The organism is Runella sp. R5_40, from assembly GCF_057652295.1.
Map to the genome: position 1 here is coordinate 1 of NZ_JBYFCH010000031.1, position 15,023 is coordinate 15,023.

Here is a 15,023-nt window from a genome sequence, read left to right on the forward strand (position 1 = left end):
AAAAATAACCCCATTAATCAAATCCCTATTCCCTAAAATAAGGGAAACCCAGTGTCCAGTATTTAGCGGTCAGCACACTATTTCATCGATTGACATCATTGGAACAGCGGCGAGTGATTTTACAGTCAGCAATTCGCCCAGCACTACACTTGCCCCCAATGCCACTACTACCTTAAGAATTACCTTTAATCCCTCCGTTGCAGATAGAAGATCAGCGACAGTTACTATCACCAGCAATGACCCAGACGAAAATCCTTTTAGGATTAATCTCTTCGGGACTGGCATGCAGCCTGAGATGGATGTTTTCGGAAATGGTAATCCAATTGCGAACGGTAGCTCAACGCCTATTACCAATAATCATACCCATTTTGGGGCAGAATTTGTAACAGGAGGCTCGATAGTTCGCACTTTTACCATTGAAAACAATGACCTTGCTTCCCTTAATCTTACGGGGACGCCAACAAAAGTAGCGATTACGGGTACCCATGCGTCCGATTTTACGCTGACTGCGGCACCGTCGTCATCCGTAGCACGTTCTCAATCCACAACGTTTCAAATAACATTTAATCCTTCGGGAAACGGGGTACGGACTGCACTTCTGACCATTGCCAATGATGATGAAGACGAAAATCCTTATACGTTTACTATTGAAGGAATAGGAACAACCCCTTCGCCGTCGGCCGATTATACAATTTCTACTGCCAATAATACGGTAACTATCACTGATGTCAGTGGCAATGGCGAAACCATGGAGGTAAGTGAGAGTAACTCAAATGTACGGTTTTTTGTCTCAGGGAGAACATACCGCATTGACGGTGGCGCTGTTACGCCATTCACGACGCCTGCTGACATACCCATTTCTAGTAATACAGGCATTGTCGTCAATACAAATGCGGGCAATGACATTATCACTGTCGGAGCGTTTACCTCCTCATTACCCAGTTTGACAATCAATGGTGGTGTTGGCGATGACATTGTGAATATGAATGGTAACATAACTTTTGCGGCAAATGCAAACCTGGATTTAGACTTACAAAATGATGACACTTCCCCTGGTAGGGATGTGGTGAACATTGGCACCAATGCGAATGTGATTTTAGCTGGAACGGGTAGCGCTACCATAAAAGTAAGTCAGAATGTTTTTGTAAACACAGGCGGAGGGCTAACGACCGCCAACGGTAATCTCCTTGTAGAAGCTAACCAGCAAGGTACTCCTACTAGCGGCAATTTTGTAGGGGTACGATTAAACGGTCTAAATGCGTTGTTTCAGGTGACAGGCAGTGGTTTGCTCACCGTAAAAGGGAAAGGGGGGGATACAGGGAATGGCACCAGTGGTATTTTTTTTTATAGCGGAGCAAAAATACTAGGCGGAACCAATACCGTAACACTAGAAGGTACTGGTGGGCCGACGAGTGGTAATATTAGTGCTGGAGTATATGCATTCGAAAACAGTGAAGTGAGATCGACGGGTGGCAATATTGTGATAAATGGCATTGGAGATGGTATCGCATCCACCAATACACTTTGTCACGGCATATTTGTTCGTGGGGTGATTGCAGCAGGCGGTCTAGGCAATGTTACCCTAACAGGGCGAGGGAGCCTAAACTATACCGAAGCAGGGGCGAGTGGAGTATATATATCAAGCGGAACAGTAACTACGGCAGGGGGAAATATAACCTTCAATGGGTACGGGGGAGGTTTGGGGAATTCCACTAGATGTTTAGGAGTCTTTCTTATCCATAGCTCAGTTTCCCCTGGGGGAATGGGGACGTTAACGATTTATGGAGAAGGTGGCCCTGGTACTGGAACAGATAACTATGGTGTTGGAATAGGTTGTGCAATTACGAGTAGTGGAGGCAACATAATTGTTACAGGGAAAGAAGGGGGTGGTAACTTTTCTCAAGGGGTTATAGTAGATAATACGGACATAAACGCCTCAAATGGTGAAATCAGGACAGCTACCAACGGTGGGGATATAACAGTGACTGCCAATAGTTTTGTTTCAGCTTTGGATAATCAGGCTTTAATAACAGGCCACCCTTCTAATAAAATTACGTTTTTGCCATTAACTAATGGGACTGAAATTAATTTTGTTTCTACCAGAGAAGTAGCCTCAAGTCCAATCCTTATCTCTGATTTTGAATTTGATAATATTACAGGAGGAGCTTTTTACTTTGGCGATGCCAATACGGGCGCTATTAATGTGAATGAAGCCATTACCCACGCTGCTGGCAATGTTTATTTCACTACTGGGCAAGCTCTAAACCTGAATCAGTCATTTGGAGCGGGCACGGGTAATATTGCTATTAATGCAGCTGGTGGGATAAATCCTAAGTCCACAACCGTGGACTTGAGTGGGAATACCATTTCGTTTACTTCTGGCAATAACCTTACTATCGCCATCGGTGGCACAACGGTCAATACAGGATATGACCAGTTGAATATACAGGGTACGATTGATTTAAGAGGGCTCAACTTGGTACTTTCGGGTAGTTACGTTCCCGTTGCTGGAAATACATTCATCATTGTCAACAACGATGGTACCGACCCTATCGTAGGTACGTTCAATGGTCTAGCACAGGGAGCAACGATTCCTAATTTCCGAGGAAGTGGCCTAAATGCGACGATTAGTTATACGGGAGGAACGGATAACAACGATGTGGTGATTACGGTGGCCGCGCCTGCCGTTTCTAATATCAATATCAAAGGCAATGGATTCACTATTGACAATGGCGATACCTCACCTAGAACCGAAGATGGTACTGATTTTGGTAACATTGATATTTCTTTAACAGAACCAGTCGTGCGTACCTTCACAATCGAGAATACGGGAACGGCTGATTTGGTCATTCCAGCAGGTGGCATTACGAAGTCAGGAGCTGCGGATTTTGGCATCGGAAATGTGTCATTACCCCTTACCATCGCACCTGGCAGTTCTGCTACTTTTCCCGTAATTATAGACGCTAGTGGCAATGGACGAAGAACTGCGACAATCAGCATTCAGAGCAATGATCCTGACGCCTCTCCTTATACCTTTGACGTGACGGCAGTGGGGGTTTCCCCCGAAATTAATGTAACTGGACTTGGACAAAATATCGCAGATGGCGATTTAACGCCATCGGGGGTTGACGATACTGACTTTGGCATAATAGATGTAGCATCAGGGTCGGTTAGTCATACCTTTACGATTCAAAACGTAACTGGTGCTACTGGTAACCTCCAACTAAACGCAGGGGCAATCAGCGTAACAGGAACTCATGCTAGCGATTTTACGGTAAGTGCGATTACGTTGCCTGCTACGATCAGCGCGGGGCAATCTACTACATTTGTCGTCACGTTCAATCCCTCAGCAGAAGGTTTACGGACCGCTACAGTAAGGATTCTGAACAATGATTTAGGAGAGGGAACTTACGATTTTGCCGTTCAAGGCTACGGAGGAACACCTTTTATCACCACTTGGAAAACTGACAATACAGGTACATCCAACAGTACTTCCATCACAATTCCGACCACGGGTACGGGCTACAACTACGACGTGGACTGGAACAACGATGGTACGTTTGATGAATTTGGTTTGACGGGCAGTGTAACCCACAACTACGGTACGGCAGGTACATATTCGGTAGCTATCCGAGGCGATTTTCCAAGGATTTATTTTAATAGCGGAGGTGATAGTCGTAAATTAGTATCCATCGACCAATGGGGAAGTATTGCATGGACAAGTATGAATAGTGCTTTTCGGGGCTGCGCAAATATGGTACTCAACGCTACGGATGTGCCAAATCTGGGAGCAGTCACCGACATGAGTTCTATGTTTTACGGCTGCAGTTCGTTTAATCAGGCCTTACCAGAAGGTTTTAATACGTCTGCGGCTACGAATATGAGCTATATGTTTGCTTTTTGTAGTTCGTATAATCAAGCCTTACCAAGCACGTTTAATACCTCTATGGTGGTGGATATGAGCGGTATGTTTAGGAGCTGTAGTGCCTATAACCAACCCTTACCGAACAGTTTTAATACGCAGCGTGTCACCGACATGAGTGAAATGTTTTACGGCTGTACTTCGTATAATAAAGCCTTGCCGAATGTCTTTAATACGTCTCTTGTGACGAATATGAAGTCTATGTTTTACGACTGTAGTTCGTATAACGAACCCTTACCTAGTAGTTTTAATACGGAGCGGGTGACAAATATGGAATTAATGTTTCAAGGCTGTAGTATTTACAACCACGCTTTACCAAGTAGTTTTACTACGTCGCTTGTGACGGATATGAGCTTAATGTTTTATGATTGTAGAGCTTTTAATCAAAACTTAGGATCGTTGAACCTCGGGGCGGTCACCAACATGACGGGTATGCTCACAAACTCTGGGCTTTCGGTGACTAATTATGATGCGACGCTTACGGGCTGGAATGACGGCGGCTACACCAACAAAGACCTGGGCGATGCCTCACCACTCAAATACTGCGCTGCCCAAGCGGCTCGTACCAATCTGATAACCAACAAAGGCTGGACCATCACAGGGGATACCCAGCTATGCAGTTCCACCATTACCACGGTTGGTACGCTTCTGCCCTTCACTGCTTGTGAGGGTACGGCCTCGGTGGCTCAGAGTTTTACAGTAAGTGGCAGTGGTCTCACAGCTGACATCACAATCACTGCCCCCGCAGGTTTTGAAGTAAGTACTACCAGCGGCAGTGCGTTTGGGCCTTCGGTAACGCTTGCTCAAAACAGCGGAACGGTAGCCAGCACTACCGTCTATGTACGGCTTTCGGCGACAGCCACGGGTACACCCAGCGACAATGTACGCCTAACGAGTACGAACGCAACCGACAAAACGATAGCGGTGAGTGGAACGGTCAATGCCAAACCCACTATCACGTTGGGCACGATCAGTGCTGTAAGCATCACCTCTACGAGTTTTAGTATTCCCTACACGTCCACCACGGGAAGTCCCGACCAATTCAGTTTGGTGACGGGTACACCAGTGGCCATGCCGAATTTTAGTGCGGTGAACAATCAGAGTATGCCAGCGAGCAGCCCCATCAGTGTAACCATACCCGCCAGCGGAGCAGCCACGTATAATTTCAATCTCAGCGTGCGTAAGAGCAGTACGGGCTGTGTGAGTGCGGTTGTTCCCGTGTCATTGACGGTAGAAGCCCCCGCTGGTCGTCCCTTCATCACGCGTTGGGATTTGAGCAAAACGGGTAGTAGCAGTACGGGTTTGAGCATTGGGGTACAAACCAGTACGGGTGGGCAAGTGAGCTACACTTGGACAACCGTACCCGCAGGTACGAGTGGCAGTGGTACGTTTACGGGTACTTCGCTCAATATCGGTAGTTTACCAGCAAATGCCATCATTGATGTCAGCATTTATCCTACCAATTTTGAACGCATCAATATCAACAATGGCACTGACTGCCAACGCCTGACTGAAATTAAACAATGGGGCGAGGTAGCGTGGACGAGTATGCGGTTGGCCTTCTCTGGCTGCTCCAACATGACCCTTACGGCGCCTGACGTACCCAATTTGGCTGGGGTAATGAATATGAGTTTTATGTTTGCCAATTGTAGCAGCTTTAATCAAGCGTTGCCCGAAGGCTTTAACACGGCAAACGTGACGGATATGTGGGGGATGTTTTCTGGTTGTAGTGCCTACAACCAAGCGCTACCGAGCACTTTTAATACGGCAAACGTGACGAGGATGGTTCAAATGTTTAATGGTTGTAGTTCTTACAACCAAGCGCTACCCATCAGCTTTACTACGGCAAACGTGACGGATATGTATGGGATGTTTTCTAATTGTAGTTCTTACAATCAAATGCTACCCAGCAGCTTTAATACTGCAAACGTGGCATATATGAATTTTATGTTTAGAGGTTGTAGTTCCTACAACCAAGCGTTCCCCAACAGCTTTAACACGGCAAACGTGACGGATATGCTTTCTATGTTTTCTGGATGTAGCAGCTTTAATCAAAGTTTGGCGTCTTTCACCCTCAATGCTAATGTGAACTTGGTGAATTTCTTGGATAACACCGGCTTGAGTGTAGCCAACTACGATGCCACGCTGACGGCTTTCAATGCCCAAAATGTAACGGGCAGAAGCATGGGAGCCGTAGGGCTGAACTACTGCGCGGCGAAGTCAGCTAGAGACAATTTAATCAATAACAAAGGCTGGACCATCACAGGGGATAATTATACACTCGCCTGCTTGCCTGCCGACTACACGATCACTACCACAGGGGGCAATGTGATTATTACGGATGTTACAGGTACGGGAGAGACATTGGAGGTAAGTGAAAACAGCGGTAAAATTCGCTTTAACGTCACGGGTAAAACGTATAGCATCGACGGTGGTATCACTACGGCCTTTACGACGCCTGCGGAGGTAGCCCTTTCGGGTAAAAATAGTATTACTGTCAACACGGCTGGCGGCAACGACATCATCAACGTGGGTGCATTTACAACCCAATTGCCCACATTGACCATCAACGGTGGCATAGGCGACGACCAAGTCAACATGAACGGCGATATTACCTTTGTGGCCAATGCTAATTTGGATTTGGACTTGCAAAACGATGAGACCAATCCTGGCGTAGATGTCATTGCCCTAAATACCGATGCCAACCTTAACTTGAGTGGAACAGGTGCAATTACCCTCAAATCAAGTAAAAATATAGAAACTAAGAGTGGAAGTAGCCTTGCGGCGGTCGCAGGTAACATCCTGATAGAAGCCAATCAGCAGACGACACCAACTGTTGGCTCTTTTACTGGGATAGCCCACCAAGGTACAATTAGCATCCTCGGCGGAAGCGGAGGAGTTGGCGCAGTTACATTAAAAGGCAAAGGGGGAAATGGTACTGATGCCCCGCAAGTTGGGGTTCTTATTGCTGGTAATGTAACGGGTTTAGTAGGAAGCCTGACCATCGAAGGCACAGGGGGAATAAGCCCCGTAAATGGCAATGTTGGCATTCATATCAATGCCCCGATTAGTTCAAAAAGTCTTATTACACTCATTGGGACTGGCAATGGCCTCGGAGCTAGTGCTGATAATGCAGGTGTGTTGGTAAGTAACACCATTACAAATATCCCAAATACCGTAAAAGGCATAGTCATTACGGGCACGGGAGCAAATACAACTGGTACGGGCAACCATGGTATTTCTTCAAACAGTGATTTTACCAATACCAACGGTTCCACCACGCTTACTGGTACGGCTGGTAATACGGCCTCAGACGACTTGTTTATAAACAGTGGTACGTTGAGGTCATCAAACAATCCTAACAATTCTACTAACATTAACTTGATAGGGAATAAGGTAACAATCGGTTCAGCTGCCGTGATAGGAACCAACTTAGCCAGTGTTGTCAATCTGCTTCCCAGAACCGATAACACTCCTATCAATTTAGGAACAGAAACGGCAGGGAGTTTGAGTTATACAAGCGATGAAATGAACCGAATCTTTGCCGATGAGATACACATTGGAAACGCCACAACTGGCCCTATAACAATTTCTGCTCCGATAGCTCCTGCCAATATCTCAGCTACTTGCCGTATCACCTTGCAGAGTTCAAGTGATTTGACCATTAGCGGAGGTGGCATTACTACTTTAGATGGTAATGTCCGATTCGGGGCCGCGAATATTTATCCTACGTTTTCGGGAATGGATGTTTCAATGGGAACAACGGGGGTATTGTCAACAGGATCTAATAATAGATATGTGTTCGATATAAATGGGTCCGCAGCTAACACGGGATATACGCAATTGCAGGTAGCAGGGAAGCTCAGTTTATATCAAACTCGATTAACGCTTACTGGTAGCTATAGCCCTTCCCTTGGTCAAACATTTATGATTATTAATAACACAGGGACAGACCCCATCGACCATGTTTTTCTTGACTATGCGGAAGGATACATATTTAACAATTTTCTGGGTAGTGGGCAAAATGCAAAAATAACCTACGTAGGAGGGGATGGAAACGATGTCGTATTGACGGTAGTAGCAGCTCCTGTCTTTACTGATTCTCCTGACAACCAAGTTGTTTGTGCAGGTAATTCTGCCAGCTTTACAGTAGCAAGTTCTAACGCGGCAAGTTATAAATGGCAAGCCCGTAGCAATAGTGGAAGTTCTTGGGTCGATTTGACCAATGTGAGCCCTTACTCCAATGTAACCACTTCTACCTTGTCTATTAGTGACGTGGCAGGGCTCAACAATTACCAATTCCGCTGTGTGGCTACCAACGACATCGGCAGTACCAATTCTGATGCTGCTACTCTTACTGTGACGCCTCTTCCAGACGCCAACATCAGTTATTCAGGGTCGCCTTTTGCCCAAAATGCCGCTCCAGTGAGTGTAAATAGAACAGGTACAGCAGGAGGAGGCTATACAGCCACTCCAACAGGGTTGACTATTGATAATCAAACGGGGCAAATTACGCCAAGTAGCAGTTTGATTAATAATTATGTAGTCACTTACAGGATTGCTGCTTCGGGAGGGTGTGCTCAATTTACCACAACAGCCAGTGTTGAAATCGTTGCAGCACCTACACCTGATTATACCATTACTACTATGGGCGGCAACATCGTCATTACCGACACCAAAGGCATTGGCGAAACATTAGAGGTAAGTGAAAACAGCGGTAAAATCCGCTTTAACGTCACGGGTAAAACGTATAACATTGACGGTGGTATCACTACGGCCTTTACGACGCCTGCGGAGGTAGTCCTTTCGGGTAAAAATAGTATTACTGTCAACACCGCTAGCGGCAACGACATCATCAACGTTGGAGCATTTACAACCCAATTACCCACATTGACTATCAACGGTGGCACGGGCGACGACGAAGTCAACATGAACGGTAACCTTACCTTTACGGCCAATGCCAACTTGGATTTAGACTTGCAAAATGACGATGTCAATGCTGGTATGGACGAAGTGGCGATGGGCGACAATGTAACTGTGTCACTTTCTGGCACAGGAACTGCAACGGTAAAAGCGAGCAAAGGGATTGTAGCGAATGCGGGGGCGAATTTATCAGCAAGCAGTACCATTTCGCTGATTACCAATAGTATTGACATTAAAAATACGGCGACCATCAGTACCAACTCGGCCAGCAGTGTGATACTTCGTCCTTACACCAACGGCGTCAATATCGACTTGGGAGCAGCGACAAATTCGCTGGGCGGACCTCTGAGCCTTTCCGACGACGAACTTGACCGCATCACGGCGGGTACGCTCCAAATCGGTGATGCCAACAGTGGTGCCATTACCATCAGTGCGCCCATCAGCCGCGCCGCCGCCACCAATGTCAACCTCACGACGGCAGGGGCGGTTAATTTGAACGCTTCGGCCTTGGCAACCAACGGAGGAACCCTTGTCATTAACGCGGCGGGAGGCATCAACCCAACGGTTGCGGGAACGGATGTCAACGTCGGAACCGTGTCGTTTGCCTCGGGCAATGACTTGGCCATTGCCATCAACGGAACTACGGCCGATACCGACTATCACCAGCTCAACGTAGCAGGTTCGGTCAACCTGTCGGGACTTGATTTAGTACTCAGCGGTAGCCACGTGCCCGTGTTGGGACAAACGTTTGTGATAGTCAACAACGACGGAAGTGATGCCATTCAAGGTACGTTCAACGGCTTGCCTGAAGGCTCAACGATTGCACCATTCTTGGGAGGTCAGTTAAACGCCCGCATCAGTTATGTAGGTGGCGATGGCAACGATGCGGTATTGACCGTCATTGCTTCGGTGGAACTTCCAGCGAATACTGCCAACGTGACCATTTGCAAAAATGCGACGGCGTCGTTGACGGCGTCGTGCAAAGTAGGTCAAGTAACGTGGTACAACGCGGCAGGTACCACCCAGTTGTTTGTGGGCTCACCGCTGGTAACGCCAACGCTTACGGTAAGTACGAGCTATAAAGTTCGTTGCGAATTAGCACCTCAATTGAGCGGATTTGTGGATGTGATGGTAACGGTAGTCGTTCCGCCAACGATTTCCCTTTCAACCCTTCAACAAACCCTAAACGAAGGCAACAACCCAGTTCTTTGCGATACCGATGCGAATCCAGTTAACGGTTTACAGTTTGGGGTTTCGAGTTCGTGTGTTTCGGGGTCACCCGTTTGGCGAGTACAAGTAGGCAGTGGCGCATGGAGCAACTGGTCGGCGACAGCCCCAGTTTCCCAACCGTCCAATAACCAACCCCACCGCTACCAAGCGGCTTGCGACGCCAATTGTGCTTCGACCTACTCGGGCGTGATAGAATTGACAATTAATAACCGTGCATCCATTCCTCAAAATGTTTCTTTATTGGTGGATGGTGTAACAGTTGCCGTGGGTGAAACGAAGGAAGTGTGTAGTTTGGTGACTACTACGCTAACTTTTAATGCGAATTGTGCAGCTGGTGAAGTGATACTTTACTCAGTTGACGGTGGCGAATACAGTACAGGAGTTCCTGTTGGTTTGGTGGATAATCAGTATCATAATTACCGCGTACGCTGCCGCAAATCGGACGGCACGCCATCGTGTGTGGAGTCAGAGTCTGGGGTGATGCGCTTAAAACTGGTTACCATTCCATCGGCTCCGACGGTATCATTGTTACCGACAAGCAGTTGTAACCCATCGGCGAGTTTCAGTGGCCAATCAACGTGCGGCAGTTTGCGCACAGTTTGGTACAATGCCACCACGAACGTGGCACTTCCAAGCCTTCCTTCAACCGTACCAAGCCAGACAACTTCCTATTACGCTCGTTGTCAAACGGAAAATGGTTGCGTGAGTGAAAAGAGTAACGTGGTGACGTTCACTTTAACGCCAACGCAAGTAGCGCCCGTGATTACGGCAAGCCAAGAGATTGTTTGTACAGGTACAACGGTCACGATTTCGGCCAACTGTCCCACAGGAAGTCAGACGTTTTGGAACACGGGTGTCACTGCACGAAGTTTTGAAGTGGCCTTTAACAACGTGACGAAGCAAACGTACTGGGCAAAATGCCTCTTTGAAGGTGGCTGCCAAAGTTCGGAAAGTGTCCGTAAAGATATTTATTGGAATGCGTTTGTGGTGACGTTGATAAACATTGGTGAATCAAAATCGGCAGTGAAGCCTGCGAATGATAAGTCGTTGTGGACGAGTCAATTCATCACCCGCGACGGTGGTCCCGAATTGGATCAAAGCACACAAGTAAACCCGACCTTGTTTTACGTAGAAAATGCCAACAAAATGGCGCCTCGCTACTGGACCATCAACGTAGAAGCGTGCGGATTAAGTACCGATGGTTCATTGACCTTTGACATGTTAGCGACGCCAGAAATGGGCGTAATTCGTTCTTTCAACACGCACGAGAACAATGCGCCGTATTTCATGTATGCCAACCGCGAAGGTTGGACGGAGTTGTATGCTCAAAACCATCCAGCCTACGGCTTTTACCAAGACAACGGTGCGGGTGGTAACGTATATGATGCAGGGTTACCCAAAGGCTTGTACAAGTTAGGCATTCGTTACTGGGACCAAAAGGGTTGGGGCAGTATTTATCCTGCAACGCGTCAACCGCAAGGCAACGTGCTGGCGTATCAAGAATATTGGTTCCGTATCCAATCGAAAGATGGGGTAGGGGTAGGAGCAGCGAGGACAGCGGAGAGCGAAGGGGCAAATGGCAAAGGGCAAGGGGTAAATGGCGAAGGGCAAGAGGCAAGGGGCAAATGGCAAGGTTCGGATAACGGAAAACAGCTAACAGATAACGAGCTTTTCGCGACCGTTCTCCCCAACCCTGTCACCAGCATTCTTCGTTTGAAAGTGCAAGATAGCAAGGGGCAAGTGGTGCAAACGGTTTTGACGGATGTATCGGGGCGGAGTGTGTTGCGTCGCCAATTTGTGCCCGAAACCAATACGCACCAGGAAGAGTTTGGCGTGAGTGAGTTACCGACGGGAATGTACTTCTTGAAGGTGACGACCGCTGACCAGCAGGCGACGCTGAAGGTGGTAAAAGTGCAGTAGTGTCTTACTTTTAGATAAAAATGAGCTACTTGGGGTTATTCTCAAGTAGCTCATTTTTTTAGTATAGATAGCCAACAATAATTATCTTTGCTACTGATGATTGGTTGTTTGATTTTACCAAGTGATGCTTTCCATATGAATATTTTTTTGAACTCAATATCAAAATATATACCAATAAATTGTGCCTTTTTGGTGTTGTTTTTAGGGAGTTTGGTTTCTTTTGCGCAGCAAAAAACGACAATTGAAGAACAGAAGAAAGCACATTGGTACTTCGATAAAGCGGAATGGTTCAGATACGAACCGCAGTTTAACTACGATAGTACTCTTTTTTATGCAAAAAAAGGGCTTAGCGTTTTGGAGAAACAATCAAGGAAGCCGTACGCACAATTGATTGAGGCGTATTTAAAACTTGCTTCTTATGAGCTCATACCCGCCCAAAAAGATAGCGCATTGCTGTATGCAGAAAAATACAGTAAAATGGTAAATGATAATGTGTTAAAATACAGGGTGTTGTATAGGGTATCGGACAGGGGGTGGGCTGGTTATAAAACCCAAGATAGAGATGTATTTAAGGAAGCCAATGAGCTGATTGAAGATAATACTGACCCCGCCATCAAAGCTGAATATGAACTTGGGTTAGGTGGTTACTACGCAAAATCAACGGACGGCAGGGATTTTGGTCAAACCTGTTTGCTCAGAAGCCTTACTTATTACCTGACAAAAGAGGATAAGTTATCGTTGCAGCGGAGGGCTTCAATTTACATGAGCCTTCATAACCTGAAATTTGTGGAGAACCAAATGGACTCGGCCAAACTATACCTTGAGAAAATTGAACCGTTATTGCCAGAAGTGCCTTTAATGCTTCAGTTGAGTTATTTGGGGATACGGGTCAATTATCATAAAACACTGAAGCAATTGGGAACTGCTCAGGCTTATGCAAGTGAGTATTTGAGATTAGTGGAAAAATACAAACTTCAAAACTCCCACCATGGGCAAATGGGGCTGTTCAATTTGGGGCATATTTATTTTTTAAGAGGAAACAACGATGAGGCGATTGCTTACTACAAGCAAGCGTTAGCCCTTGGAGAATCGTTGAATATTCATTCGACGGATTACGATATTTGGCACTATACTGCCAACGCTTACGAGAAAAAAGGGGATTTCAAAAATGCGTATGAAGCGCAGAAGAAATTTCTTGAAGAAGCCGTTAAACGTTTAGATGTTAATCATCACAACGCTGTAAAGGAGCTTGAAATACAGTATAGCTTGAAAGAAAAAGAACAAACTCAGATAAAACAAGCTTTTGAACGTAAAATACTGATTGCCTCGGTTTGCTTATTAGTGATTTTGGTCTTTTTACTGGCTTTTTTTTACGCAAAAAGCCGAAGGGCTCAACGAATTATTGCGCAACAATCGGCTGCCCTTCACGAATTGGATGCGGTTAAATCACGTTTTTTTGCGAATGTTTCGCATGAATTACGTACGCCACTTACCCTCATACTTGCCCCTTTAAGTACGATGCTGAAAAGCGGAACTCTGGATGCACTTAACAATTCTCTAGCTAGTTTGATACGGCAAAATGCCGAAAGTCTTTTGAAACTGGTCAATGAAATTTTGGATTTGAATAAACTAGAAGTGGGTAAGTTAGAGGTGCGAGAAGAATCGGTCGTGCTCTATAATTTTATCCGTCGAGTTACGGCCAATTTTGAATCAGCAGCTACTGCGCGGCATATTCGTTTTACGTTTAACTATGCTATTGATCGGTATTTGCAACTTTTGGTAGATAAAGATAAAGTACAAAAAATACTGAACAATTTATTGTCTAATGCCATTAAGTTTACGCCTGAAAATGGAGAAATTGCAGTCACCGTAGAGGAGCATCATCATCAAATTTGTATTAAAGTAAAGGATACGGGTCGAGGCATCCATCCCGAGGATTTGCCCCGCATTTTCGAGCGATTTTACCAATCCAACCGAGCCAATGTGCTCGTGGAGGGGGGGACGGGAATCGGGCTTTCATTGTCGGTTGAATTAGCCAAACTGATGAACGGGGAGTTGAAAGTAGAAAGCAAGTTGATGGAAGGGTCAGAGTTTTCGTTTTATTTCCCCAAAAGAGAAGTACTAACAACACTAACGAATGCCGACGCCGAAGAAATAAATCACCAAGTGCTCTACAAAGAAGAAATAGGTTTGGCGGGAGTTGAATTAGCGTCGGAGTCTATGCAAGAGCCCAAAGCCACCATTCTAATTGTGGAAGATAATCAAAGTTTACGAGCCTATTTGGTGCTGATTTTGCAGGATAAATACACGGTCATAAAAGCAGAAAATGGCCAAGTAGCTTTGGAATTACTAAAAAAAGGCCTCCGACCCTCCCTTATTTTAACAGATGTAATGATGCCAGTGCTCAATGGGTATCAATTGGTCAATATACTTAAATCTGACGATGAGCTCTGTTCGATACCTGTCATTATGCTAACAGCCCGCGCTGAAATGCAGGATAAACTCAAAGCGCTTCGGATTGGGGTGGATGATTACTTGACTAAACCGTTTGAGGAAGAAGAACTCCTTGTCCGAATGAATAACCTTTTGCAGTATGCACAAAAACGGTCGAGCGATAATTTGGTGGTTGAGAAAGTAGAGGTTTTGTTGGATCATGGTCCCGAAACCGACTTGACACCTGTCGTTTCGGTGAGTGACATGGCGTGGTTAGCGCAATTGGAGAGTCGGGTGAAACTACACCTCAATGAAACGGATTATTCGGTGGAACGCATGGCTGATGATATGGCACTAAGTCGTACGCAGTTGTTCAGAAAACTTAAAAACTTAACAGGCCATTCTCCCCAGCAGTACCTGCAAGAAGTACGGTTGCAACAAGCGTTGTATTTGCTAGAAACGAAGCAAGCGCAGTCTGTCAAAGCAGTTTGCTATGCGGTGGGGTTGTTGCAGGTGAAGCATTTTTCACAACTGTTCCATCGCCGTTTTGGCAAATTACCCTCTGCTTATTTGTAGGTTTTCCGTAGGGTGCAAC

General features: G+C 46.0%; 2 protein-coding genes and 1 pseudogene. All 3 read left to right on the forward strand.

Annotation, left to right across the window (positions count from 1 at the left end; translation table 11 throughout):
• Nucleotides 1-79 precede the first annotated feature (79 nt).
• Nucleotides 80-238: pseudogene (locus tag AC23N5_RS29055) on the forward strand (choice-of-anchor D domain-containing protein); the annotation flags it as partial.
• 45 nt (nt 239-283) lie between these two features.
• Nucleotides 284-11,995 carry a BspA family leucine-rich repeat surface protein gene (locus AC23N5_RS29060; RefSeq protein ID WP_487758211.1) on the forward strand — a complete coding sequence of 3,904 codons (11,712 nt, stop codon included), beginning with the start codon at nt 284-286 and terminating at the stop codon, nt 11,993-11,995.
• A 192-nt stretch (nt 11,996-12,187) separates the two neighbouring features.
• Nucleotides 12,188-15,004 carry an ATP-binding protein gene (locus tag AC23N5_RS29065; protein WP_487758212.1) on the forward strand — a complete coding sequence of 939 codons (2,817 nt, stop codon included), beginning with the start codon at nt 12,188-12,190 and terminating at the stop codon, nt 15,002-15,004.
• Nucleotides 15,005-15,023 lie beyond the last annotated feature (19 nt).

What these genes read in the sequence shown, in the direction of transcription:
- AC23N5_RS29060 (WP_487758211.1), top strand. Translation starts at nt 284, where the DNA reads ATGCAGCCTGAGATGGATGTTTTCGGAAATGGTAATCCAATTGCGAAC.